This is a genomic window from Xanthobacter autotrophicus ATCC 700552 (genome assembly GCF_043194565.1).
Lineage (GTDB): Bacteria > Pseudomonadota > Alphaproteobacteria > Rhizobiales > Xanthobacteraceae > Xanthobacter > Xanthobacter autotrophicus_F.
The window spans coordinates 321,869-344,890 of the sequence record NZ_JBAFVS010000001.1; the positions used below are offsets into that span (position 1 = coordinate 321,869).

24 protein-coding genes are annotated in these 23,022 nt (G+C 68.0%); 13 read left to right on the top strand and 11 right to left on the bottom strand.

All coding sequences use genetic code 11. From position 1 onward, the window contains the following. Positions 1-155: 155 nt before the first annotated feature. From V5F48_RS01525 to V5F48_RS01535, 3 genes are read left to right on the top strand one after another with little or no spacing between them, the layout of a single operon-like run. The gene (locus tag V5F48_RS01525; RefSeq protein ID WP_394039381.1) at positions 156-1,703 is read left to right on the top strand and encodes a sensor histidine kinase; all 1,548 of its coding nucleotides are present in this window, start codon (positions 156-158) and stop codon (positions 1,701-1,703) included. Next, entirely contained in the window at positions 1,700-2,137 is a 438-nt protein-coding gene (locus tag V5F48_RS01530) for a response regulator (protein WP_394039383.1), read from the top strand. Before V5F48_RS01525 ends, V5F48_RS01530 begins: the two co-directional genes overlap by 4 nt. Then, the gene (locus tag V5F48_RS01535; protein ID WP_394039385.1) at positions 2,137-3,291 is read left to right on the top strand and encodes a response regulator; all 1,155 of its coding nucleotides are present in this window, start codon (positions 2,137-2,139) and stop codon (positions 3,289-3,291) included. Before V5F48_RS01530 ends, V5F48_RS01535 begins: the two co-directional genes overlap by 1 nt. A gap of 149 nt (positions 3,292-3,440) precedes the next feature. Here the strand turns inward: V5F48_RS01535 and V5F48_RS01540 are convergent, their stop codons facing one another. From V5F48_RS01540 to V5F48_RS01550, 3 genes are all read right to left on the bottom strand, one after another. Then, entirely contained in the window at positions 3,441-3,794 is a 354-nt protein-coding gene (locus tag V5F48_RS01540) for a (2Fe-2S) ferredoxin domain-containing protein (RefSeq protein WP_394039387.1), read from the bottom strand. Between the two features lie 456 nt (positions 3,795-4,250). After that, complete coding sequence (locus V5F48_RS01545) at positions 4,251-5,303, bottom strand: sulfate ABC transporter substrate-binding protein (protein WP_394039389.1); 1,053 nt, start codon at positions 5,301-5,303, stop codon at positions 4,251-4,253. A gap of 166 nt (positions 5,304-5,469) precedes the next feature. Then, positions 5,470-6,456, bottom strand: a complete 987-nt coding sequence (locus tag V5F48_RS01550; RefSeq protein ID WP_394039391.1) for an aldo/keto reductase — start codon at positions 6,454-6,456, stop codon at positions 5,470-5,472. Positions 6,457-6,570: 114 nt separating this feature from the next. On the opposite strand from V5F48_RS01550, the gene V5F48_RS01555 reads away from it, so the two are divergent. The 4 genes from V5F48_RS01555 to V5F48_RS01570 all read left to right on the top strand — a co-directional run bounded on the left by V5F48_RS01555 (position 6,571) and on the right by V5F48_RS01570 (position 11,203). Continuing rightward, positions 6,571-7,239, top strand: coding sequence for a TetR/AcrR family transcriptional regulator (locus V5F48_RS01555; protein ID WP_394039392.1), 669 nt, complete (start codon positions 6,571-6,573; stop codon positions 7,237-7,239). 116 nt (positions 7,240-7,355) lie between these two features. Then, positions 7,356-7,778 carry a nucleoside-diphosphate kinase gene (gene ndk / locus V5F48_RS01560; protein ID WP_282642245.1) on the top strand — a complete coding sequence of 141 codons (423 nt, stop codon included), beginning with the start codon at positions 7,356-7,358 and terminating at the stop codon, positions 7,776-7,778. A 483-nt stretch (positions 7,779-8,261) separates the two neighbouring features. Then, entirely contained in the window at positions 8,262-9,008 is a 747-nt protein-coding gene (locus tag V5F48_RS01565) for a TerC family protein (RefSeq protein ID WP_394039394.1), read from the top strand. An 80-nt stretch (positions 9,009-9,088) separates the two neighbouring features. Then, the gene (locus V5F48_RS01570; RefSeq protein ID WP_394039396.1) at positions 9,089-11,203 is read left to right on the top strand and encodes a molybdopterin-containing oxidoreductase family protein; all 2,115 of its coding nucleotides are present in this window, start codon (positions 9,089-9,091) and stop codon (positions 11,201-11,203) included. A 195-nt stretch (positions 11,204-11,398) separates the two neighbouring features. Here the strand turns inward: V5F48_RS01570 and purN are convergent, their stop codons facing one another. Next, the gene (gene purN / locus V5F48_RS01575) at positions 11,399-12,067 is read right to left on the bottom strand and encodes a phosphoribosylglycinamide formyltransferase (RefSeq protein ID WP_394039398.1); all 669 of its coding nucleotides are present in this window, start codon (positions 12,065-12,067) and stop codon (positions 11,399-11,401) included. After that, positions 12,064-13,137, bottom strand: a complete 1,074-nt coding sequence (purM, locus tag V5F48_RS01580; protein ID WP_394039400.1) for a phosphoribosylformylglycinamidine cyclo-ligase — start codon at positions 13,135-13,137, stop codon at positions 12,064-12,066. The genes purN and purM overlap by 4 nt, the downstream gene beginning before the upstream one ends. Positions 13,138-13,300: 163 nt before the next feature. On the opposite strand from purM, the gene V5F48_RS01585 reads away from it, so the two are divergent. Beyond that, positions 13,301-13,600 carry a catalase-related domain-containing protein gene (locus V5F48_RS01585; RefSeq protein ID WP_394039402.1) on the top strand — a complete coding sequence of 100 codons (300 nt, stop codon included), beginning with the start codon at positions 13,301-13,303 and terminating at the stop codon, positions 13,598-13,600. A 221-nt stretch (positions 13,601-13,821) separates the two neighbouring features. On the opposite strand, the gene V5F48_RS01590 is transcribed toward V5F48_RS01585, so the two are convergent. Together V5F48_RS01590 and V5F48_RS01595 are read right to left on the bottom strand one after the other, a co-directional pair. After that, complete coding sequence (locus V5F48_RS01590; protein ID WP_394039404.1) at positions 13,822-14,376, bottom strand: GNAT family N-acetyltransferase; 555 nt, start codon at positions 14,374-14,376, stop codon at positions 13,822-13,824. A gap of 276 nt (positions 14,377-14,652) precedes the next feature. Further along, positions 14,653-15,783 carry a type III PLP-dependent enzyme gene (locus V5F48_RS01595; RefSeq protein WP_394039406.1) on the bottom strand — a complete coding sequence of 377 codons (1,131 nt, stop codon included), beginning with the start codon at positions 15,781-15,783 and terminating at the stop codon, positions 14,653-14,655. 816 nt (positions 15,784-16,599) lie between these two features. On the opposite strand from V5F48_RS01595, the gene rplU reads away from it, so the two are divergent. From rplU to V5F48_RS01620, 5 genes are all read left to right on the top strand, one after another. Continuing rightward, on the top strand, positions 16,600-16,974 hold the full coding sequence (gene rplU, locus V5F48_RS01600) for a 50S ribosomal protein L21 (RefSeq protein ID WP_394039408.1): 375 nt from the start codon (positions 16,600-16,602) through the stop codon (positions 16,972-16,974). A gap of 21 nt (positions 16,975-16,995) precedes the next feature. Further along, entirely contained in the window at positions 16,996-17,268 is a 273-nt protein-coding gene (gene rpmA / locus V5F48_RS01605) for a 50S ribosomal protein L27 (protein ID WP_394039410.1), read from the top strand. Between the two features lie 147 nt (positions 17,269-17,415). Further along, positions 17,416-18,045, top strand: a complete 630-nt coding sequence (locus tag V5F48_RS01610; protein ID WP_394039412.1) for a GNAT family N-acetyltransferase — start codon at positions 17,416-17,418, stop codon at positions 18,043-18,045. 205 nt (positions 18,046-18,250) lie between these two features. Next, complete coding sequence (locus tag V5F48_RS01615; protein ID WP_394039414.1) at positions 18,251-18,769, top strand: RNA pyrophosphohydrolase; 519 nt, start codon at positions 18,251-18,253, stop codon at positions 18,767-18,769. 493 nt (positions 18,770-19,262) lie between these two features. Continuing rightward, positions 19,263-20,051 carry an outer membrane beta-barrel protein gene (locus V5F48_RS01620; protein WP_394039416.1) on the top strand — a complete coding sequence of 263 codons (789 nt, stop codon included), beginning with the start codon at positions 19,263-19,265 and terminating at the stop codon, positions 20,049-20,051. 125 nt (positions 20,052-20,176) lie between these two features. Here V5F48_RS01620 and V5F48_RS01625 read toward each other — a convergent pair whose 3' ends face one another. From V5F48_RS01625 to V5F48_RS01640, 4 genes are all read right to left on the bottom strand, one after another. Continuing rightward, positions 20,177-20,440 carry a hypothetical protein gene (locus V5F48_RS01625; RefSeq protein WP_394039418.1) on the bottom strand — a complete coding sequence of 88 codons (264 nt, stop codon included), beginning with the start codon at positions 20,438-20,440 and terminating at the stop codon, positions 20,177-20,179. 325 nt (positions 20,441-20,765) lie between these two features. After that, positions 20,766-21,380 (bottom strand): HupE/UreJ family protein, encoded by a 615-nt coding sequence (locus V5F48_RS01630; RefSeq protein WP_394039420.1) that lies wholly within the window; start codon positions 21,378-21,380, stop codon positions 20,766-20,768. Next, positions 21,377-21,988 carry a HupE/UreJ family protein gene (locus V5F48_RS01635; protein WP_394039422.1) on the bottom strand — a complete coding sequence of 204 codons (612 nt, stop codon included), beginning with the start codon at positions 21,986-21,988 and terminating at the stop codon, positions 21,377-21,379. Before V5F48_RS01635 ends, V5F48_RS01630 begins: the two co-directional genes overlap by 4 nt. Positions 21,989-22,031: 43 nt before the next feature. Then, a complete protein-coding gene (locus tag V5F48_RS01640; protein WP_394039497.1) occupies positions 22,032-22,934 on the bottom strand; it encodes a HupE/UreJ family protein in 903 nt (300 codons plus the stop codon). Between the last annotated feature and the right edge of the window lie 88 nt (positions 22,935-23,022).

Consider the following 23,022-nt stretch of genomic DNA (forward strand, 5'->3'; position numbering starts at 1 on the left):
GGAAGAAGCCATGGGGCGCAGCCATGCGGTGCCTGTAACGGAACGGAACGTGACCAGCAGATGAGGACGACGGCGAGCCCCCCGCGAGGGTCATTCTCATCGCCGCACCGCGAGGAAGCACAGGGCGGCCCCGAACGTTCAGGAGGGGATTCACCATGGCGCTGGTGATGCCAGCCGCACCCGCAGCCCCTGCTCCCGCAGCCCCTGCACCCGCACCCCCTGCATCGGCCGGCCGGCTGAGCCTTCCCGGCCCGACGCTGCTGCTGGTCCTCGGCTTTGCGGTGCTCGCTTCCATCAGCGCCCTCTCCATCACGCTGGTGTACCGCGCGCAGGACGACGCCGACAACGTGACCCACACGTTGCGCGTGATGAACGCGATTTCACAGTTGCAGATCATGATTCGGCGGGCAGAAAGCGCCGAACGGGGGTTTCTCATCACCGGCGGCGACGGCTTCCTGCGGTTTTACGAGGAGTCCAGGGCCCGCGCCCTGCCGACCCTCGACGAGATCGGCAAGCTGACGCAGGACAACCCGGTCCAGCAGGCCCGCGTCGCGGAGGCACGGCCACTCCTGCAAATCCGGTTCGAGGCCTTCGAGCGCGCCATCGCCCTGCGCCGCAGCGGCGATGTGGACGGCGCCCAAGCGGACCTGAAGTCCGACCGCACCGAGGGCGCCATGACCCGCCTCGGCACCATGCTCGTCGACATGAAGGCGGCGGAGACGCAATTGCTCGACAGCCGGGCCGCGGCGTCGCGGCACAGCGCCGCCTGGCTCACCGCGGTGAGCGCCGGCGGCTTTGCCGTGGTGCTGGCCCTCGGCGGCCTCGCGCTCGCTCTCAACCGGCGCAACATCGCCGCCCTTGAGGCCGCGCAGAAGGAGCTGGAGACCGTCAATGCCGGCCTGGAGCAGCGGGTGGCCGCGCGCACCGCCGATCTCAAGGAAGCCAACGACGAGATTCAGAGCTTCGCCTACATCGTCAGCCACGACTTGCGCTCGCCTTTGGTGAACATCATGGGCTTCACCAGCGAGATCGAGACCATGCGCACCGAGCTGTTCCAGCGGCTTGCCCGACTGCGCGAGACCGCGGGCGACGCACCGGACGCGGACGCCGAGATGGCCGCCGATTTCGAGGAGGCGCTGGGCTTCATCAAGACCTCCATCACCCGCATGGACCGCCTGATCAATGCCATCCTCGCCCTGTCGCGGGAGGGGCGAAAGGAGTTCATGCCCGTGGACGTGGACGTGGGGGAACTGATCGCCGGCATCGCCGGCTCCATGGCCCACCAGACCCACGAGGCGGGGGCGCAAATACGGGCGGCGCGGCTGCCCGTGATCCATTCCGACCGCCTGGCGCTGGAGCAGGTCTTCACCAACCTCCTCGACAACGCCCTGAAATACCAGCGCGAGGGGGTGCCCGGCCTGATCGAGGTGAGCGCGGTGGACACGCCCGGCTTCGTCACCTTCATCGTCAAGGACAACGGCCGCGGCATCGATTCCAGGGATCGCGGCCGGGTGTTCGAGCTGTTCCGCCGCTCCGGCCGGCAGGACCGGCCGGGCGAAGGCATCGGCCTTGCCCATGTGCGGGCGCTGGTGCGACGCATGGGCGGACTGATTTCACTGGATTCCACCCTCGGCGAAGGCTCGACCTTCAAGGTCACGCTGCCGCGCCGCCTGCCCACCGACAACGGACCCAAGGACACATGACCGAACACGTCACCATCGTGATGATCGAGGACGACGAGGGCCACGCGCGCCTCATCGAAAAGAACATCCGCCGCGCCGGGGTGCGCAACGACATCCTGCCCTTCACCGACGGCACCAGTGCGGTCAACTTCCTGTTCGGCGCGGACGGCAGCGGGCGCGATCATATGGGCCGGGCCCTGCTGGTGCTCCTCGACCTCAACCTGCCGGACATGACCGGCGTGGAGATCCTCGCCCGCATCAAGCAGAACGAGCACCTCAAGCGCTCGCCCGTGGTGGTGCTCACCACCACCGACGACAAGGTGGAAATCCAGCGCTGCTATGATCTCGGTGCCAACGTCTATGTGACCAAGCCGGTCAATTACGAGAATTTCGCCAACGCCATCCGCCAGCTCGGGCTGTTCTTCTCCGTCATCCAGGTTCCGGAGACCGACTGATGGACGGCTCCGTCCCCGACCCCTCCGCCCCACTCCAGGACGGGACATCCGCGCCGCCGGCCCCGCTGCGCGTCCTCTATGTGGACGACGACCCGGCGCTGGGGCGCCTCGTGCAGCGCCAGCTCGCGCGGCTCGGGTTCGAGGTGGTGCTGGCCGGCTCCGGAGAGGAGGGGCTGGCGCTGGTGGCGGCGGAGCGCTTCGACGTGGTGGCGCTTGACCACTACATGCCGGGCCAGGACGGCATCACCACCCTACGCGCCATCCGCGCCCTCGATCGTCCCCCGCCGGTGGTCTATGTCACCGGCGCCCAGGACGGCCGCCTCGCGGTGGCGGCGCTGAAGGCCGGGGCCGCCGACTATGTGGTGAAGGAGGTGCAGGCCGATTTCATCGAACTCTTGCGCGCCGCCTTCGTGGCGGCGGTGGAGCAGGTGCGCATGCGCCGCGCCCATGAGGCGGCGGAGGCCGAGATCCGCGCCGCCCGCGACCGCTTCGAGGCGCTGGCCGCCGAACGCGCCCTGCTGCTGCGCGAGATGAACCACCGGGTGGGCAACTCACTTCAGATCATCGTGTCGCTGCTGAACGTGCAGGCCAGCGCCACCGAGGACGGGCGGGTGAAGGAGGCGCTGAACGCCGCCCGCAACCGCGTCTCGGCCGTGGCCCAGGTGCATCGCCGGCTCTATACCTCCGACCAGATCGCCACCGTCGCCCTCGACCAATATATCGGCTCGCTGCTGGACGACCTGCAGGTCTCCGCCCACCGGGACCATGGCGGCATCACCATCACCCTCGATGCGGACCCCATCCATATCGATCCGGATCGCGCCGTGGCGGTGGGCATCATCGCCACGGAACTGGTGATCAACGCCATGAAATACGCCTATCCCGGTGGCCAAGGCGCGGTGCGGGTGGCGCTGAAGCGGCAGGGCGAGCGCATCGACTTCGCGGTGGAGGATGACGGGGCCGGAATGGGGGCCCAAATGGGGGCGGGCAAGGCGGCGCCGAAGGCCGCGGAGAGCGGCGCCGGCCCGTCCACCGGGCTCGGCACCCGCATCGTGCGGGCCATGTCCACCAAGCTCGGCTGCGAGCCCACCCTGGATGCACGGGCGACCGGCACCTGCGTGCGGCTCACCTTCCGCCTCGCCGAGCACGGGTGAGGGCACCGCTAGAGCATTTCCCCATTTCACTGAATCGGGGAAATGCTCTAGGTCATTGAGTTTACGCGTTTTCTTTACGCGAACCGGTATCCACTTCGCTCGAAAACGCTCTAGGCGGTGCTCTCACCCCTTGCCCAGATGCGCGCGGCTCAGATGCGCGGGACGATGATGAGCCGTTCCACCGGCTTGTCGCCGAGGAGGTGGGAGGTGACGATCTCGTCGATGTCCTCCGGGGATTTCGGCGTGTACCAGATGCCCTGCGGATAGACGACCATGATGGGACCCGCCTGGCAGAAGCTGAGGCAGCCCGAGGAGGTCATGGCGATATCGCGCCGGCCGGAGGCCTCAAGCTTCTTGCCCAGCCGCTCCCACAGGGGCGCCGCGCCATTGGCCCCGCACGAGCCCCGCGGATGCTGCGGCGGCCGCTGCGTGAAGCAGCAGAACACGTGGTACGTGTAGACCTGCGGGATATCGAGGACTTCGCTTTCGGCAGCTTCAGACATGACGGCTCACGACTCAGTGGGGCTGGTCTGGAGCCATTCAAAATACGTGCCGGAGTCGTGGACGCCTTAAAAATCCGTGTACTGCCAATATATTGGCATGAACCAACCCTACCGTCGGGTGGGTGTGCGCGCCGGCCAAAGCAGACAAGGGCGGGAAAGCGACACAGAAGGGTTCTCACCCACTCCTCCCTGGCAAGCGGGAGAGGGGTGCGGCCGGCGCCCCCCCAATCGTCACCGTCCGGCTTGACCGGAGGGTCTGTCGCGCCACTGTGCACTCCCCCCCGTCGTGTTGTCCCGGTCGGGCCATGGGCCGTCCGGTCAAGCCGGACGGCGACGGTGCTCTATCGTCTTAAGGCGCGCGCCCCTCATGCGGAAAGATCACCGGGTGGCCCGCCGCACCCCGCGACAGGGACACCGCCCAGCTCCGCTCACTCTGCTCCGCTCACTCTGCTCCGCTCATTTGGCGGTGAAGAGCGAATCCAGCTTGGCGCCGGAGGCGAAGTGCTCGGCCTGGAGCTTCTGCCAGCTGCCGAACACATCCTCCACCTTCACCAGGCGCACCGGCGGGAACTGGCCCTTGAACGCCTCCACCACCTTGGGATCCACCACCCGGTGGAAGGCCTTGGCGGCAATGGTCTGCCCGGCGGGGGAATACAGGAATTCAAGATAGGCCGTGGCCGTGGCCCGCGAGCCGCGCTTGTCCACCACCTTGTCCACCACCGCCACCGGGAACTCGGCGAGCAGGCTCACGGAGGGCACCACCGTCTCCAGCTTGCGGTCGGGATAGAGGCCCTCGATGGTCCGCGTCTCGGCCTCGAAGGTCACCAGCACGTCGCCGGTGTCGCGCTCCACGAAGGTGGTGGTGGCGGCGCGGCCGCCGGTGTCGAACACCGGCACGTTGGCCAGCAGCTTCTTCACGAAGGCGTCGGCCTTGGCGGTGTCGCCCTTGAACTGCTCCAGCGCGAAGGCATAGGCGGCCAGATAGGTATAGCGGGCATTGCCCGAGGTCTTCGGGTTGGGGAAGATGACCTTCACGTCGTCGCGCACCAGGTCCGACCAGTCCTTGATGCCCTTGGGGTTGCCGGCGCGCACCAGGAAGGCGGGGAAGGAATAATAGGGCGAGGCGGCGTTGGGGAATTTCGCCTGCCAGTCCTTGGCCACGAAGCCGGCCTTGGCCAGCGTGTCCACGTCGATCACCTGATTGAAGGTGACCACGTCCGCCTCCAGCCCCTCAAGGATGGCCCGAGCCTGGCGCGAAGAGCCGGCATGGCTCTGGTTCACAGTCAGCTCCTGGCCGGTCTTGCCCTTCCAGTACGGGACGAACTCGGCGTTCACCGCGGTGAACAGCTCGCGGGAGATGTCATAGGAGACGTTCAGCAGCGTGTTCGGCCCCTGCTGGGCCGGACCCTGCTGTGCCGGACCCTGCTGGGCAAAGGCCGGCAGGGTGCCGAGGGGCGCCACGGCGGCGCTGGCGAGCGCGAGAGCAAGAACGGCGCGGCGGGTGATCATGAAGCTTCTCCCATCCACATTTCACATTTGATGAAATGTGTAATTCACATGCATCATTGTTAGCATGTGAAATTAAGGATGTGAACCGCCCCCGCGGCAGGTCGGTTCCGCTGTGGATCGAGAGGCAGAGGGGCGGCGCCACCAAGGCCGGCGCCGCCCTTGCCCATCACAGCCCGAGCTGCGCCATGCCTGCCTCGGGATAGCGCGTGCCGGCCACCGCCTCGGGGGCGAACAGGGCGTCGAGGCTGGCGATCTCGTCCGCGGTCAGGCGGATGGCGGTCGCCGCCGCGTTCTCCTGCAGATATGTGAGGCGCCGGGTGCCGGGGATGGGAACCACATGCTCCTGCTTGCCGAGGATCCAGGCCAAAGCGATCTGGGCGCTGGTGGCGCCCTTGCCTGCCGCGACATCCTTCAGCGCTCCGGTGAGCTTGAGATTCTGCGCCAGCGCCGCGCCGGCGAAGCGGGGATTGGCGCGGCGGAAATCGTCCGGCGCAAGGCTGTCGAGGCTGGTCATCGCGCCGGTCAGGAAGGAGCGCCCCAGCGGGCTGTAGGCGACGAAGGCGATGCCCATGTCGCGGCAGGCATCCAGCATTTCCGTCTCCGGATCGCGGCTCCAGAGCGAATATTCGATCTGCACTGCGCTGATGGGATGCACCGTATGGGCGCGCCGCAGCGTCTCCACCGAGCATTCCGAGAGCCCGAGGAAGCGCACCTTGCCCGCCTCCACGAGGCCCTTCATGGCCCCCACCGTCTCCTCGATGGGCGTGTTGGGGTCCACGCGGTGCTGGTAATAAAGATCGATGGTGTCGATGCCGAGCCGCCCGAGGCTGGCGTCGCAGGCGGTGCGCACATAGTCGGGCGTACCGCTGATGCCGAGGCGCTCGCCGTTCGGCCCGCGCACGTTGCCGAACTTGGTGGCGAGGATCACCCTGTCGCGCCGGCCCTTGAGGAAGCGCCCGAGCAGCCGCTCATTGTGACCGACGCCGTACATGTCGGCGGTATCGAAGAAATTTATGCCCAGATCGAGGGCGGCTGCTAGGGTTGCCAGCGATTGTTCGTCGTCGCTGGGTCCGTAGAATTCGGACATGCCCATGCAGCCGAGGCCGATGGCGGACACGGAAAGACCCGAGCGACCGAGGGGGCGGTGGTCCATGGGGGACCTCATGATCATGAGAGGGATTGCAAACGGCGCGACATGGGTCGGCCATATGAGTAAACTATACCGTACCGTTTACTTTTGTCAATGACCCGCCAGCCTGTCCCGCCCATGACTTCACGACCGCCGACGCCCCCTGCCCCCGCTGTTCCCCCGCCGCAGGCTGCCGCGACCAAGCCGCGCCGCGACACGCGCCGGGACACCAGCGGCACCACAGCCCGCATCCGTGCGGCGGCCCGAAGCCTGTTCCTGGAAAAGGGCTATGAGGGCACCTCCATGGACGCGGTCGCCGCTGCCGCACCGGTGTCCAAGCGCACGCTCTACCAGCACTTTCCCGGCAAGGCCGATCTGTTCGGCGCGGTGATCGACGAGGCGTGGTCCCACTTCACCCGGGCGCCGATCATTCCCACCGAAGCCAATGGCGATCCGCGCGCCGTGCTGCGCGCCTATGTGGGCCGGCTGACGGAACACTGGGCGCGGCCCGACGTGATCCCCCTCCTGCGCCTTGTCATCGCCGAGGCACCGCGCTTTCCCGAGCTGTCGCAGGCCTATTTCGCCGCGGGCAAGGAGCCTGCGGTGAAGGGGCTCGCCGCCTATCTCGCCGCCCTCATCGCCGAGGGCCGGCTGCGGGCGGGGCGCGATCCGCAGCTTATGGCGGCGCAGTTTCTCGGCGCCATCAAGGAGCCCCTGTTCTGGCCCCGCGTGCTCGGCGTGCCGGTGGCGTTCGATGCGGCGGAAGCGGTGGAACGGGCCATCGACGGGGTGCTGGAAGCGATTTAGGCACCGATATACCGTCATCCCAGCCCTTCCCTTGCCCCTTCACCCTCCGGCTGCTAAGAGCCGCGCCATCCGCGGACCCCGCGGCATCCCACCAGCAACAGACAGGACGGTCCCCCATGGCGATCGAGCGCACCTTCTCGATCATCAAGCCCGACGCCACGCGTCGGAACCTCACCGGCGCCGTGAATGCCGTCATCGAAACGGCCGGCCTGCGGATCGTCGCCCAGAAGCGCATCCTGATGACCAAGGCACAGGCCGAGACCTTCTATGCCGTGCACAGCGCGCGGCCCTTCTTCGGCGACCTCGTGTCCTTCATGACCTCCGGTCCGGTGGTGGTGCAGGTGCTCGAAGCCGAGAACGCCGTCGCCGCCTATCGCGAAGTGATGGGCGCCACCAACCCGGCCAATGCGGCCGAGGGCACCATCCGCAAGCTGTTCGCCGAGTCCATCGAGGCCAATTCGGCCCACGGCTCCGACAGCGTCGAGAACGCCGCGGTGGAAATCGCCCAGTTCTTCGCCGGCAACGAAATCGTCGGTTGAGCGGACAGCCCGGCGATGCGTCAGCATCTTCGGGACCCCGCCTGAAGCGGGAACAGGTTCGGATGCCGCAGCGCGCCAACGAATGATGCGCCGCGGCATCCGGTTTTCCTTGAGACCAGACCCAAGGGCAGGTTAGCGTAGCGTCAAAATCCATAATACGGCGCACAAGACGCAGAATACCACCCGCAGAACGCGGGGGAACCAAACGCCCGGGGTGGGAACATGAAGCTGGCTTCACCAGTGCTGTGGCGCGCACCGCCGCAGATCCTACGGATCAACGCAATCCGAAGCGGCGGCCCGGACCGGAGGCGAGACCGGGGCGAGACCGGGGACCGAGAAACCGGGGTCCTGCGCGGCCCCTTTTTCTTGACCCCCCAATGACGTAACGTCACTGAACAATTCGCCTCGACTTCCGCCTGGGAATAAGACACGCACGCCAGTTGCGTGGTGCGTGGTGGTCTACTGCGCAGCATGGAGTGAACGATGGATTTCACAGCACCCACCTTCTGGGTCTCGCTTCTGCAGATCATCTGGATCGATCTGCTGCTCTCCGGCGACAACGCGGTCGTCATTGCGCTGGCCTGCCGGTCGCTGCCGCCCGCGCAGCGCAAGTGGGGCATCCTTCTGGGTGCAGGCGCGGCCGTGGCGCTGCGCATCCTGTTCGCCCTCGCCGTCACCGTGCTGCTTGGCATTCCGTTCCTGAAGGTGGTGGGCGGCCTGCTGCTGTTCTGGATCGCCATCAAGCTGGTCACCGATAATGACGGCGACAGCCACGAGGTGGCGGCGTCCGACAGCCTGTGGAAGGCGGTGCGCACCATCGCCATCGCCGACGCGGTCATGAGCCTCGACAATGTGGTGGCCATCGCCGCCGCCGCGCGCGGGCACTGGGAATTGTTCGTGTTCGGCCTGTTGCTGACCATTCCGCTCATCGTCTTCGGCTCGCAGCTGCTGCTGCGGCTGCTCACCCGCTTCCCCATCCTCATCTGGGCTGGCGCGGCGCTGCTCGGCTGGATCGCCGGCGAGATGCTGGTGGGTGACGTGACGGCCCTCAACGCCCTCCAGCAGGTCGACCCCTCGCTGGTGAAGGTGGATGACCACGGCATGCATCCGGCAGCGCTGCCCCATTATGTGGCAAGCGTCATCGGCGCCATCGTGGTGGTGGCGACCGGTTACATCCTGCGCAACCGGGCGCGGGCACGGGCCACGGCGGAAGCCGGGCACGGCGCCTGACGCCGACGCCAAGCCAGGCCAGGCCAGGCCGGCTTGAAATGGGGGGCGACGGCAAACGTCGCCCCCTTTATTCTGCGGCCATGAACGTGCATGCCCCGAACACGTCGCGCGCCACCGACCGTCCCGTCGCGACCCGCGCCTCCGTCTGCCCCCATGACTGCCCCTCCACCTGCTCCCTGGAGGTGGAGGTGATGCCGGACGGCCGCATCGGCCGCGTGCGCGGAGCCAAGGCCCAGACCTACACCGCCGGGATCATCTGCGCGAAGGTGGCCCGTTATGCGGAGCGGGCCAACCACGCGGACCGCCTCACCCATCCCCTGATGCGCACCGGCCCGAAAGGCTCGGGCCAGTTCACCCGCATCTCGTGGGACGAGGCCCTCGACCGCATCGCCGAAGGCCTGCTGGAGGCGGAGCGCGCGCACGGCGCCCAATCGGTCTGGCCCTATTATTATGCCGGCACCATGGGCCTGGTGATGCGCGACGGCATCAACCGGCTGACCCACGCCAAGGGCTATTCGCGCTTCTTCGCCACCATCTGCGTGAACCCGGCCTGGAGCGGCTACATGGCGGGGGCCGGGCGCATCTCCGGCGCCGACCCGCGCGAGATGGCGGCCTCCGACCTCATCACCCTGTGGGGCACCAATGCGGTCGCAACCCAGGTGAACGTGATGACCCACGCCATGCGCGCCCGCAAGGAGCGCGGGGCCAAGGTGGCGGTGGTGGATGTCTATCGCACGCCCACCCTGGAGCAGGCGGACATTCCCCTCCTCATCCGCCCCGGCACCGACGGGGCGCTGGCCTGCGCGGTCATGCACGTCCTGTTCCGCGACGGCCATGCCGACCGCGCCTATCTCGACCGCTACGCGCGCGACACCCCCGCGCTGGAAGAGCACCTGAAGACCCGCACGCCGGAGTGGGCCGCCGCCATCTGCGGACTGGCGGTGGACGAGATCGAGGCCTATGCGCGCCTCGTCGGCACCACGCCCCGCGCCTTCTTCCGCATCGGCTACGGCTTCTCCCGCTCCCGCAACGGGGCGGTGAACATGCATGCGGTGGCCTCCATCCCGGTGGTGGCGGGCTCATGGCAGCACGAGGGCGGCGGGGCGTTGCATTCCCTGTCGGGCACCTATGGCTGGCGCAAGAAGATGATCGAGGGGCTGGACCAGCTCGATCCCCGCGCCCGCCAGCTCGACCAGTCCCGCATCGGCCCCATCCTGATGGGGGAAGAGGACGCGCTGGCCGGCGGCGGCCCGGTGAAGGCCTTGTTCATCCAGAACACCAACCCGGTGGCCATCGCCCCGGAACAGGACAAGGTGCGGGCGGGCTTCCTGCGCGAGGACCTGTTCGTGGCCGTGCACGAGCAGTTCATGACCGATACGGCGCAGATGGCGGACATCGTGCTGCCCGCCACCATGTTCACCGAGCATGACGACCTCTACCAGGCCGGCGGGCACCCCCACATCCAGCTCGGGCCGAAGCTGGTGGAGCCGCCGGGCGAATGCCGCTCCAACCATGAGGTGATCGCCGCTTTGGCCCGGCACGTGGGGGCGGAGCACCCCGGCTTCGCCTTGAGCCCGCGCGAGCTCATCGACTGGACCCTGCGCGAGAGCGGCCGCGCGCCCATCGCCGAGCTGGAGACGGCACGCTTCATCGAGGTGGCGCAGAGCTTCGAGGACGCGCATTTCCTCACCGGCTTCGGCCACCGCGACAAGCGCTTCCACTTCGCCGTGGACTGGGCCAACCTCGGCTTTCCGGCCCCGGCCAAGTTCGGCCCGGTGGCGGACATGCCAGCCCTGCCCGACCATTGGGCGGTGATCGAGGAGGCGACCGCCGAGCACCCGTTCCGCCTCGTGACCGCGCCGGCGCGCAACTTCCTCAACTCCTCCTTCTCCGAGACGCCCACCTCCGTGGCGCGGGAGGGCGAGCCCTCGCTCCTGATCCATCCGGAGGACGCGGCGGCGCTGAAGGTGACGGAGGGCGACCACGTGGCGGTGGAGAACCCGCGCGGGCGGGTGGTGCTGAAGGCGCGCCTGTTCGACGGCGTGCTGCGGGGCGTGGTGGTGTCGGAGCAGATCCAGCCGGCGCGCGCCCATCGCGAGGGCCGCGGCATCAACACCCTGACGGGCGCGGATCCGGTGGCCCCGGTGGGCGGGGCGGCGTTCCACGACAACCGGGTGCGGGTGGAGAAAATCTGAGGACGGCGGGCGGACCGGGACGCCCTGGCCTGACCCCCGTTCACCCCCGCCCCAACCCCGTCGTGCTCCGGCCTGACCGGAGCACCCATCTGCGACCGGACGCGACGCAGCCCATGGCGGCATGGACCCTCCGGTCAAACCGGAGGGCGACGAAGGCGGGTGTGCGAGCAAGGGGGGCGAGGGGGCCCCGCCCCGTTACACCGCCGGCACCACCAGCGGCTTCAGCCCGCCCTTGGCGCCCGCGATCGCCACCCGCTCGTCGGCCACGCTCAGCCGGCCGGCGGCGAGCAGTTCCAGGCCCTTGGGGTAGATGATGTGTTCCTGCTCCAGCACCCGGTCGGCGAGCACGTCCGGCGTGTCGTCGGGCTCGATGGGCACTACCGCCTGCAGGATGATCGGCCCCTCGTCCATCTCCGCGCGCACGAAATGCACGGTGCAGCCATGCACCCGCACCCCCGCCTCAAGCGCCCGTTCGTGGGTGTGCAGGCCCTTGAAGCTCGGCAGCAGCGAGGGGTGCACGTTGATCATGCGGTTGCGCCAGCGCTCCACCAGCCACGGGGTGAGCAGGCGCATGAAGCCGGCGAGGCAGACGATCTCGATGCCCTCGGCCTTCAGGTGCGCATCCAGCGCCGCGTCGAAGGCGAGGCGGTCGGAATAGCCCTTGTGGGAGAGCACCAGGGTGGGGACGCCATGGTCCTTGGCAAAATCCAGCCCGGCCGCATCGGCACGGTTGGAGAGCACCAAAGCGATCTCGGCGGGGAAATCCTCCTGCTCGGCCGCGCGCACCAGCGCGGCCATGTTGGAGCCCCGGCCGGAAATGAGGACGGCGGTGCGACGCGGCGCGTCGCTTGACCCTGCGCTCACGACGTAAACCCGAAGTCGGTCGCGCCCTCGTAGGCCACATGAGGCGCGCCCTCGCCGGGCTCGATGACGCCGAGGCGGATGACGCATTCGCCGGCATCGGCGAACGCATCGGCAACCCGCTCATCGTCCTCCGCCGGCACCACCACGGCCATGCCGATGCCGCAGTTGAAGGCGCGCAGCATCTCCTCCGGCGCCACGGCGCCCACGGTGGCCAGCCAGCGGAACACCGGCGGCACCATGAGGTTGGTAAGGTCGATGCGGGCGAGCGTGCCCTTGGGCAGCACCCGCGGCAAATTCTCGGTGATGCCGCCGCCGGTGATGTGGGCCAGCGCCTTCACCGCGCCGGTGGAACGGATGACCGACAACACGCTCTTCACATAGAGCCGGGTGGGGGTGAGCAGCGCCGCACCCAGCGTCTGGCCAGCCTCGAACGGCGCCGGATCGGACCAGGCGAGGCCGGAGCGCTCGACCACGCGACGCACCAGCGAATAGCCGTTGGAATGCACCCCGGCGGAGGCGAGGCCCAGGATCACGTCGCCCGGCCCCACGTCCTTGCGGGGCAAGAGGTCGCCCCGCTCCACCGCGCCGAGGGAGAAGCCGGCAAGGTCGTAGTCGCCATCCTTGTACATGCCCGGCATCTCGGCGGTCTCGCCGCCGATGAGGGCGCAGCCGGCGGCCTTGCAGGCGCGCGCGATGCCGGCGACGATATGGGCGCCCACCTCCGGCGCGAGCCGGCCGGTGGCGAAATAGTCGAGGAACAGCAGCGGCTCGGCGCCCTGCACCACCAGATCGTTCACGCACATGGCCACAAGGTCGATGCCGATGGTGTCGTGCACACCGGTATCGATGGCGATCTTGAGCTTGGTGCCCACCCCGTCCGTGGTGGCGATGAGCAGCGGGTCGGCAAAGCCGGCCGCCTTCAGGTCGAACACCCCGCCGAATCCACCGATGTCCGCGTCGGCGCCGGGGCGCGCCGTGGCCTTCACCAGCGGCTTGATGAGATCGACCAGACGGTTGCCCGCGTCGATGTCCACGCCCGCGTCGCGGTAGGAAAGTCCGTCCTGAGCCATGAGGTCCTCGTATCTGGCGCGGGGCTTAGCTTTGAATGCGGGGCAAAGCAAGGCAGGGCGCGCAACGGGGCCATGCGCTGCCCGGTCACGCCCTGATTGACGCCGCGTTTTGGCGCCGTGTTTCACGTCGTCAACTCACGCTCCCGGCCGGCAGGCCTTCACCATGTCCGCCAGCGATGCGGAGCGCTACAACCACCGCATCGGCAATGACGACTTCTCCCAGCCGCGGGCGCTGTTCGAGCTGTTCGACGCCGGCCAGCGCGCGCGCCTTTACGCCAACCTCGCGGCGGGCATGTACGGCATTCCGCAGGAGATCGCGGACCGGCAGATCGCGCTGTTTACGCAGGTGCACCCGGAATACGGGGCGGGCGTGCGCGCCGCGCTGGAGCATGAAACCCGCCAGAAGGCGGCGGAGACGGCGCAGCAGCAGAAGATGCCCGGAGGCCCCGTCGCCGCCGAGTGAGGCGGATGGCACCTGCCGACGCGGGCACCTGAACGAAATGGCCCGCGCGCCGGCCGAAGACCCGGGGTTTGATATCAAGAGCGGGGGAAGGCCGGGCGGTTCGCCGCCCGGCGCCCGGAAAAGGGATGGGCTTTCGGCCCATCCCTTTTTTGCTTTATGCACACCCGTGCGCCACGCGGAATCTTGAGGCACCTGCGCTCAAGCGCCGCGCGGGCTTGGCCCTACGCCGACCGGCGCATCTCCCCGGCGAGAAGCTCGGCCAGCGAGGGCCGGGCGACACGCGCGCCCATGGGGCTGATGAGGCCGTGCGCGCCATCGAGGGCGCCAGCCGCAAGTTCCACCGCCAGCAGGCGGTCGCGGGCGTAGGGGCCGGGCATCCAGAGCGCGCCGGTCTTGCGCGCGCCAAAGCCGAAGCGCTCGTAATAGGCGGCATCGCCCACCAGGATCACCGCGCCATGACCCGCCGCACGCGCCGCATCCAGCGCCGTGCGCATGAGGGTGGCGCCAAGACCATGGGCCTGAAACCACGGATGCACCGCCAGCGGGCCAAGCAGCAGCGCCGGCCTGCCGGGACCGGCGGTGATGTTCCACAGCCGCACCGTGCCGGCGAGACGGCCGTCGGGGCCGCGGGCCACAAAGGCGAGGTCCCGTGCCGGCACGCGGCCTTCGCGCAAGCGCTCGGAGGACTTGGTGAAACGCTCGGCGCCCAGGCACAGGTCCAGCAGGGCCTCGCGCGGGGCCACATCTTCCACGGTTTCCAGCACGATCTCAGTCATCAGCAGCTCCGGTGCCAACGTGAGAGGCGAAGAGATCCGTCCCGCCGCGCGGGAGGCGCGGTCGGCCATCAGCTTGCGGCTTGGGCCTTTCGGAACGGTGCGGAAGACGAGGGGGAAGCCCCCTCCTCAGTGCCACCGGCGCGGACCCTCAGGTCCGGCGCGCGGTGGGGATCGCGCAGGGTCGAGGCGCGCCGAAGGCCGGACCGCTCGGGTCCGCCACTTCAACGCGCTGTCCCCTTCGATCGCAGGCCCTGGGATCGAGCCCGGATCAGCGGCTCAGATCACGTAGGACTTCAGCGGCGGGAAGCCATTGAACGCCACCGCCGAATAGGTGGTGGTGTAGGCGCCGCAGGCCTCGATGATCACCTTGTCGCCGATGGAGAGCGACAGCGGCAGGTCCACCGGGGTCTTCTCGTACATCACGTCGGCCGAATCGCAGGTCGGGCCGGCGAGCACGCACGGCGCGGTGTCGTCACCGTCGCGCGGGGTGCGCAGCGGATAGCGGATCGCCTCGTCCATGGTCTCGGCGAGCCCGCCGAACTTGCCGATGTCCAGGTAGACCCAGCGCATGGCGTCGGCCTCGGACTTCTTCGAGATCAGCACCACCTCGGCCTCGATGAGGCCGGCATTGCCCACCATGCCGCGGCCCGGCTCCATGATGGTTTCCGGGATCTGGTTGCCGAAGTGCTTGCGCAGGGAGGAGAAGATCGCCTCGCCATACGACTGCGCGCCCGGCACGTCCTGCAGGTAGCGCGTGGGGAAGCCGCCGCCGAGATTGACCATGGAGAGCGAGATGCCCCGCTCCGCGCAGGCGCGGAAGATCTGCGCCGCCGAGGCGAGCGCGCCGTCCCAGGCGTGCACGTTCTTCTGCTGCGAGCCCACGTGGAAGGACACGCCATAGGCGGCAAGGCCCAGGCGATGGGCGTGCTCCAGCACGTCCGCGGCCATCTCCGGCTCGCAGCCGAACTTGCGCGACAGGGGCCATTCGGCGCCGGCGCCATCGCACAGGATGCGGCAGAACACCTTGGCGTGGGGCGCCACGCGGGCGATCTTCTCCGCCTCCTCGTAGCTGTCCACCGCGAACAGGCGCACACCCAGGCGGAAGGCGCGCTCGATGTCGCGCTCCTTCTTGATGGTGTTGCCGAAGGAAATACGCTCGGCACCCGCCCCGGTGGCAAGCACCATCTCGATTTCGCCCACGGAGGCGCAGTCGAAGCACGAGCCCATTTCTTCCAGCGCCTGAAGAATGGCAGCGTCGGGATTGGCCTTCACGGCATAGAACACGCGGGTGTCCGGCAGCGCGCGGGCGAAAGCCTGGTAATTGGTGCGGACCACGTCGAGGTCCACCACCACGCAGGGGCCATCCTCTCGTCGGGTACGCAGGAATTCGCGGATGCGATCGGTCATGGTGTCCTCCCAGTGACCTGAAGCCTCGTGAAGCGCGGTAAACCGCACGACGACAGGACGGACGAACCCGCACTGGGTTCGGCCGGGGCACGCGCAAGCAGCCGCCCGGCGCTGTGGACACGCCGGGTCGTCTGCGGGCCGTACCCGCTTCGCCGGGGCTTTATCCCGGCCGCATCATCGGACCGAACGGCAGCCGAAGCGCCCGCAGCGGCGAAAGCCACGCGCGGGCGAGACAACTGCGCACGATTGGAGAGGGAATCCCGCTCCGCACGGCCGGCAAGATGTAGTGCCTCTTCAGTAACGCCGCCCTTTGGAGGGGTGACCGAGACCAAAAAAGCCCTTACGTCGTTGCTTCAAGTCACGTCCCCCGCATGAGGAGCGGGGTGGGCCGGTTCCCTCCGGCTATCGGTCGTCCTGGCAGCTTTCCGGCCTCTTGTCCGGAGATCCTACCGACCGACACGCGACCACAGGCACGTGCGAATTTGGGCAAGGGGGGATTTAGGGGATAAGCTCTGCCCATGCAAGCGGTAATTTGACGTTTTTCGCAGGGCCGCAACGGGCCTGCGCCCAGCGCCCCGCCCCACCTGATCCATGGCAGGATCCATGGCATGCCGGCGCCCGCCTCCCTTCCCCGGCAAAGCATCCGGATGAGCGCGCGCGAGGGGACAGCTGCGGCGGGCAGGCCGGCGCATTGACTTTTCAGGCACCGATAGTGTATCGGACCCACTTCGCGTGGGCCCTTGTGCCCGCATTCCCAATTCCCGACCGGAAGAAGCCAGCCCTTCGAGGCTCGGCGGAACACGAAAGCGAGACAAGATGTTCGCGGTCATCAAGGCAAACGGCAAGCAGTATCGCGTTGCCGCCGCCGACGAAATTACCATCGACCGCCTCGACGCCGACGTCGGCGCGGTCTTCACCTTCCCGGTGCTGATGCTGGGCGGCGCCACCATCGCCATCGGCGCGCCCCACGTGGATGGCGCCACCGTCACCGGCGAAGTGGTCGAGCAGACCCGCGGCGACAAGGTGATCGCCTTCAAGAAGCGCCGCCGGCAGAATTCGCGCCGCAAGCGGGGCTTCCGCGCCGACCTCACCGTCGTGCGCATCACCGAGATTTCGGGCCTCGGCGAGACCGTCAAGGCCGAACCCAAATTCCAGCGCGCGCCGGCTCCCCAAGCCGCTGCCGACGCCTGATAGCGAACGAGGAGAGCAACAATGGCTCATAAAAAGGCAGGCGGCTCGTCTCGCAACGGTCGTGATTCCGATGGTCGCCGTCTTGGCGTGAAGCGCTTCGGCGGCCAGGACGTCATCGCCGGCAACATCATCGTGCGCCAGCGCGGCACCAAGTGGCATCCCGGCACGAACGTGGGCATGGGCAAGGACCATACCCTCTTCGCCCTGGTGGAAGGCAAAGTCACCTTCCAGACCAAAGCCAACGACCGCACCTTCGTATCGGTGCTTCCCGTCGCCGCCGAGGCGGCTGAATAAACGGCGAGACCTGAAAATGCAGGTTCCCGCCGGTCACGTCGATCCGGTGGGCGCCTGAGCAGGCCGAACCTCAAAGCTCAGACACGAACCGGGGAGACGGGACACCCTCTCCCCGGTTTTCGTTTGTCTGGCCTTGAGGAGCTTGCCATGACCCTGTGTGAGACGCCGCCCGGAGCCCCGCTCGCGGAGAGCTGTATCCCCGTCCTCGAAACCGACCGGCTCGTGCTCCGCGCGCCGCGCCTCGAGGACGTTGCCGCCGTCGCGGAGCTTGCCAACAATCGCAAGATCGCGGAAATGACCGCGAACCTGCCCTTCCCCTACAAGCGCTCCGACGCCCACGCCTTCGTCGAGACGCTGGCCGCCGTCCCGGACGCGGCCACCTTCGCGCTGTTCCTCAAGGGCGAGGGCGCCCTCACCTTCGCCGGCATGGTGAGCTTCGGCCGCCGCCCGCCGGAGCCCGCCCCGGAGCTTGGCTACTGGATCGGCGAGCCCTTCTGGGGCCGCGGGATCGCCACCGAGGCGGTGCGCGCCGTCATCGACTATGCGTTTTCCGAGACCGGGCTGCAGCTCCTCATCGGCTCGGCCCGCGTGGTCAATCCGGCCTCGCGCCGGGTGCTGGAGAAGTGCGGCTTCCAATGGTCGGGCGTCGGCCTCACCCGGGTGAAGGCGCTGGGTGCCTCCGTGCCCGTGGACCGCTTCCAGCTCGACCGGCGCATCTGGGCCTCGCTGCGCGCCTGGGGCTCCACCGCCCTGCCGCGCCATCGCGCGGCCCACTGAAGGACCACCGCGCCATCGCGCGGCCCACTGAGGGAAAATCGCGCCACCGCGCGGCCCAATGAAGGAATACCGCGCGCGGCCCGCTGGCGAAGGGATCGCTCCATGGTGGAGCGCACCGACGGCATCGGGCGCTTCCCGGGCTTGCGCGGCGACGCCGCGCGGGCCAATGAGGATGCAAAGCAACCCCTCCTTGCGGATCACTCTGATGTCGAATCGCCACGACAAGAAACAGGACGACCTGCCTTACCGCCCTTGCGTCGGCCTGTGCGTGTTCAACGCGGCCGGCAAGGTCTTTCTCGGCCGGCGCATCGGCGGGCCGGAGCATGTGGACGCCACCCATTCCTGGCAATTGCCCCAGGGCGGCATCGACAAGGGCGAGGCCCCGTTCGATGCCGCCTTGCGCGAGCTGTACGAGGAGACCTCCATGCGCTCGGTGACGAAGCTCGCCGAGGTGGAGGAGTGGCTGTCCTACGACCTGCCCGGCCGCATCGCCGGCGAGGCCTGGAAGGGCAAGTATCGCGGCCAGACGCAGAAGTGGTTCGCCCTGCGCTTCACCGGCCTTGATGCCGAGATCGAGATCGCCCGCCCCGGCGGCGGCGGCCACAAGCCCGAATTCATGGATTGGCGCTGGGAGAGCCTCGACAAGGTGGCGGAACTGGTCGTCCCGTTCAAGCGCAGGGTCTATGAGGAAGTTGTGAAGAGCTTCCGCCCATTCGCCGGATAGGGTTCTCCATCTCTGATCGAGCGAAATTCGTCCCGAAAACGCGTTCAAATTGCTCCGATGCGCCTTCCGATGCGCCTGGAGCCCTACCAGCAGAAGTGTGCAGCGGATTTGCGTCTGGAGTTGCGCAAATACGTTGCGCAAATACAAAGCGATAGAGCATATCCGGCGAATGCGCATTCACCGGATATGCTCTCGTCCGGGATCTTGGACACCGTGCGCACGACAGACATGGGGAACAAAAGGATGCCCGCCGTGGCCGGACCTCAATGAATAGAACGGCCGATTGGGCGGACTCCGCTCATACATGACGCCGGCACCTTAGACGGTCGCGCCAGGAGAACAGATTTTCCAATACTTTAGGTTCCGTATCAGACTATTTTGTCTGTGGTATGACAGTCCGGGCAAGGTCACCTGTTGCCCTTGGGAGACAGTCATGGGCGCTGAACTGCGCTAAGACCCTCGCATCAAGTTTCATCGGGCTCGGGGGATAGACATGCGTAAGGCGCTGCTCGCTACAACCATTCTCGCGGCGATGATCGCCGCCGGCTCCGTCCAGGCGGCGGACCTTGCCACCAAGATGCCGGTCAAGGCCGCGCCCGTCGCGCCGGCCTTCAGCTGGACCGGCTTCTACATCGGCGCCCAGGGCGGCTACGCCTGGGCGCAGAACGATTTCAGCAAGTCCTACGATCCGCTTTATCCGGCCGACATCGCCTATTATGGCGTCAATGACGCCAACTATAACCTCGACGGCGGCCTCGTCGGCGGCGTGATCGGCTACAACTACCAGATCAACAACATCGTCCTCGGTATCGAGGCCGACGCCAACTGGGCCGACATCAACGGCTCGGGCAGCTATTACAACGGCAACCCGAATTTCGCGACGACCTGCATCCAGCAGAACAACGCCTGCTCGTCGAAGATCGACGCCCTGGGCACCATCACCGCCCGCCTCGGCGTCGCCTTCGACCGCATCCTGGTTTACGCCAAGGGTGGCGCGGCCTGGGCCAACGTGGAGCACACCGCCGGCAACACCGACCTCGACGTGATCGAGGCCAACTACAGCGCCTCTCCGAGCTCCACCCGCTGGGGCTGGACCGTCGGCGCCGGCCTCGAATGGGCCTTCTTCAACAACTGGTCGGCGAAGGTCGAATACAATTACATCGACCTCGGCAGCACCGACGTGAGCTTCAATTTCACGCCGAACACCTACATCAACCCGTTCGTGTCGACTGTCGACCAGAACATCAGCCTGGTGAAGGCCGGCATCAACTATCGCTTCTGAGAACGCCGGCACCTTCGGCGGGTTTGCGCGACACGCGCCGACCCGCCAGGGTGTTCACTTGGAGAGCCCTGGCCTCTGCCGGGGCTCTTTCTTTTTGCGCGCACCCTGGCGCACGCGCCGGCCGATCAGCAGGTGGCGCGCTGGAGGTGGATGTCGGTCTTGAAATAGTCGTGCGTGGACCCGCTCCGGCACAGGTCCTCATACACAAAAGCGGGACGCGACAGGAATCGCAGGAGAACGCGCTGATCAGATTGCATCGCAATCTGATCGGGTAACGCGTTCTCTTTCCTTAAGTCTAGAGGGCGGCCTGCATCGGCAAACCACGGGACAGCCCGGATTTTCAGGTTGTGTTTGGCCTGCCATATGGCCGTAGACTTGAAATGCGGCACGGCGCTTTTCCCCTCAGCAGCCGCGATTCGGCACCGGGGGAAACAGCTTGGCCGAGCTTCCGATCATTCCAACTTTGACAGCCTTTGCCGGCAGAGGGCGGGGCCCCGGCCCGCACAGCCGGGGCGCCGGGCGCCTTCGCCGCTCTCGCTGAAGGTCAAGGCGATCCGGCGCAGACCCGGCCTCAAGCAGACCCGGCCTCAACGGGCCGCGAGCCCTCTCATTCCAAAGGCCCGGTCTTTGACCGGTGGCGCGAGGGACAAGCTCCACGCCTCGGGGTGGTCCCGAGGTGTGGCGCTTGTGCCGACAGCCGATGAGTGAAGCTCATCACCCCGCGATAGGACGCACCAGATTGAGGCCGAGCACCATGATGCCCACGGCCGCCACCCAGCTGCCGCCGGCCCTGAGGGCGATGGGCCGCCACGCCGCGCCGTGCAGGAAGGCGATGGCGCTTCCGGTGGCCAGCGTGATCACCCCATAGCCGATGGCCGTCATGCCGGAGAGGAACAGCACCCGGTCGGTGGTGGCCACCATGGCCGCGCCGTTCTGCGCGCCGTGCAGCAGCCCCATCACCACCGCGATGGCGAGCAAAGCGCCGAGCGGAAGGCGCGCCGCCATCGCCACCGCGAGCCCCGTGACCGCCACCAGCACAAGGCCGAGGAGCCCACCAAAGGGCGGCAGCGGGACATAAAGCGACGCAATCCCGCCGGCGGCGAGAGCCAGCGGGAACACCAGGATGATCCAGCGCGCCCGCTGCGCCCCCTGGAAGGCGGCGAGCACGGCCAAAGCGATCCAGGGCAGCACCTGCTGCAGATCCGTCAGGGGATGAAGCGCGCCGCTGTAGAAATCGCCGAGCCGCGTATCCACCAGATGGGCGTGGGCCGCGGTGGGCGCGAGCGCCAGCGCAGCCGCCGCCGCAAGCAGACGAAGCCAGCGTTTCATTCGATGACGCCCACGGACGCGAGCAGGAAGTAGACGCCGACGCAGCCGATGGCGGCGCCGCAGGCCCGCACCACCCGGGCGCCGGCTTCCCAGCCCACCAGCACGCCGATGAGGATGCCCGACAGGTGGAGCAGGCCGGTGGCGGCCACGAAGCCCGCCGCATAGGCCACCGCATCCGCCGCCTCGGGAAGCTCCTGGCCATGGGCATAGCCGTGGAAGATGGCGAACACGCCCACCATGACCGCGGCGACCCACAAGGGCGGCCGCACGCTGAGCGCCACCATCAGGCCCAGCGCGATGCCCGACACCGCGATCACCGGCTCCACCGCCGGCAGCGGGACGCCGAGCACGCCGAGCAGGCCGCCCACGGCCATCACCAGCGGGAAGGTCACGGGCAGCACCCAGATGGCGGGATTGCCCAGCTGCGCGCCCCACAGGCCCACCGCCACCATGGCCACCAGATGGTCGGCGCCGGACAGGGGATGCATGAAGCCGCTCAGGAGCCCGAGCGAGACGCCCGTCCCGGTGTGGGCGAAGGCGGGCGCCAGCGGGATGGCGGCGAACAGCATGGCGAACAGCGCCGTGGTGTTCGGGGTCAGGCGTTTCATCAGCGTTTTCCTCTCACAGCAGGGATGCCAGGCGGCACCGCAATCAGATCCGCAGCAGGAACCAGTAGGACGCGACCGAGCCGATCACATAGGCCGGGATGGCGGCACCCCAGCGCGGCAGCAGGGCCTGCGCCTGCCGGTGAGCCCAGAGCAGCGCCAGCACCACCGCCACGAAGGACAATTGGCCGATTTCCACGCCCACGTTGAAGAACAGCAGCGCGATGGGCAGCGTCGCCTGCGGGATGCCCAGCGCGGTGAGCGCGGTGGCAAATCCCAGCCCGTGCAGCAGGCCGAAGGCGAAGGCGACGGTCCAGGGATAGCGTGCCGTGAGGCCCACCTCCCCGCGCTGCAGCTTCACGATCTCGACGCCCACGAACACGATGGAGAGCGCGATGGCCGCGTTGAGCGGGCGTTCCGGCACCCCCACCAGGCCGAAGGTGGCGGCGGCCAGCGAGATGGAGTGGCCCACCGTGAAGGCGGTGATGGTCTTCACCAGCTTCCAGCCGCCCTTCACCAGCCAGATCAGGCCGAGCACGAACAGCAGGTGGTCGATGCCGCGCAGGATGTGATCGATGCCGAGGTTGACGTAGGTCTCGGCCAGGTCCTGCCACACGGCGAGGTCGGTTCCCGGATCGCGTGCCGCCATCACGGTGGGCTTGGCGGCGCTCACCGTATAGACCTCCATGGGTCCCTCGTGGGGGATCACCCGGATGGTGGCCACCGACTGCTTGCTGCCAAGGCCCATGAAGCTCAGCTGGCCGGTGAGACCGCGCGCGCCGCACACCAGTTCCGGCGGCTCCCACCTGCAGTGGGGCGGGAAGATGGGCTGCAGCGTCACGTCCGCCGGCGGCATGGTCCACTGGCCGATGAAGCGCCCCGGCGCGATCTCCCGCAGGGTGATCACCGCCATGGAAGCCTCATGCGCCCGCGCCGCCGACGCCGGCATCAGCAGCGCCAGCACGAGACACAGCAGGGCCGCGGCAAGGCCGCACGGAGCAGCGAAGGTCCGCCGCACGGCGGCCGCCGGCGCTGGG

What these genes read in the sequence shown, in the direction of transcription:
- V5F48_RS01525 (WP_394039381.1), top strand. Translation starts at nt 156, where the DNA reads ATGGCGCTGGTGATGCCAGCCGCACCCGCAGCCCCTGCTCCCGCAGCC.
- V5F48_RS01530 (WP_394039383.1), top strand. Translation starts at nt 1,700, where the DNA reads ATGACCGAACACGTCACCATCGTGATGATCGAGGACGACGAGGGCCAC.
- V5F48_RS01535 (WP_394039385.1), top strand. Translation starts at nt 2,137, where the DNA reads ATGGACGGCTCCGTCCCCGACCCCTCCGCCCCACTCCAGGACGGGACA.
- V5F48_RS01540 (WP_394039387.1), bottom strand. Translation starts at nt 3,794, where the DNA reads ATGTCTGAAGCTGCCGAAAGCGAAGTCCTCGATATCCCGCAGGTCTAC.
- V5F48_RS01545 (WP_394039389.1), bottom strand. Translation starts at nt 5,303, where the DNA reads ATGATCACCCGCCGCGCCGTTCTTGCTCTCGCGCTCGCCAGCGCCGCC.
- V5F48_RS01550 (WP_394039391.1), bottom strand. Translation starts at nt 6,456, where the DNA reads ATGGACCACCGCCCCCTCGGTCGCTCGGGTCTTTCCGTGTCCGCCATC.
- V5F48_RS01555 (WP_394039392.1), top strand. Translation starts at nt 6,571, where the DNA reads ATGACTTCACGACCGCCGACGCCCCCTGCCCCCGCTGTTCCCCCGCCG.
- ndk (WP_282642245.1), top strand. Translation starts at nt 7,356, where the DNA reads ATGGCGATCGAGCGCACCTTCTCGATCATCAAGCCCGACGCCACGCGT.
- V5F48_RS01565 (WP_394039394.1), top strand. Translation starts at nt 8,262, where the DNA reads ATGGATTTCACAGCACCCACCTTCTGGGTCTCGCTTCTGCAGATCATC.
- V5F48_RS01570 (WP_394039396.1), top strand. Translation starts at nt 9,089, where the DNA reads ATGAACGTGCATGCCCCGAACACGTCGCGCGCCACCGACCGTCCCGTC.
- purM (WP_394039400.1), bottom strand. Translation starts at nt 13,137, where the DNA reads ATGGCTCAGGACGGACTTTCCTACCGCGACGCGGGCGTGGACATCGAC.
- V5F48_RS01585 (WP_394039402.1), top strand. Translation starts at nt 13,301, where the DNA reads ATGTCCGCCAGCGATGCGGAGCGCTACAACCACCGCATCGGCAATGAC.
- V5F48_RS01590 (WP_394039404.1), bottom strand. Translation starts at nt 14,376, where the DNA reads ATGACTGAGATCGTGCTGGAAACCGTGGAAGATGTGGCCCCGCGCGAG.
- V5F48_RS01595 (WP_394039406.1), bottom strand. Translation starts at nt 15,783, where the DNA reads ATGACCGATCGCATCCGCGAATTCCTGCGTACCCGACGAGAGGATGGC.
- rplU (WP_394039408.1), top strand. Translation starts at nt 16,600, where the DNA reads ATGTTCGCGGTCATCAAGGCAAACGGCAAGCAGTATCGCGTTGCCGCC.
- rpmA (WP_394039410.1), top strand. Translation starts at nt 16,996, where the DNA reads ATGGCTCATAAAAAGGCAGGCGGCTCGTCTCGCAACGGTCGTGATTCC.
- V5F48_RS01610 (WP_394039412.1), top strand. Translation starts at nt 17,416, where the DNA reads ATGACCCTGTGTGAGACGCCGCCCGGAGCCCCGCTCGCGGAGAGCTGT.
- V5F48_RS01615 (WP_394039414.1), top strand. Translation starts at nt 18,251, where the DNA reads ATGTCGAATCGCCACGACAAGAAACAGGACGACCTGCCTTACCGCCCT.
- V5F48_RS01620 (WP_394039416.1), top strand. Translation starts at nt 19,263, where the DNA reads ATGCGTAAGGCGCTGCTCGCTACAACCATTCTCGCGGCGATGATCGCC.
- V5F48_RS01630 (WP_394039420.1), bottom strand. Translation starts at nt 21,380, where the DNA reads ATGAAACGCTGGCTTCGTCTGCTTGCGGCGGCGGCTGCGCTGGCGCTC.
- V5F48_RS01635 (WP_394039422.1), bottom strand. Translation starts at nt 21,988, where the DNA reads ATGAAACGCCTGACCCCGAACACCACGGCGCTGTTCGCCATGCTGTTC.
- V5F48_RS01640 (WP_394039497.1), bottom strand. Translation starts at nt 22,934, where the DNA reads ATGCCGGCGTCGGCGGCGCGGGCGCATGAGGCTTCCATGGCGGTGATC.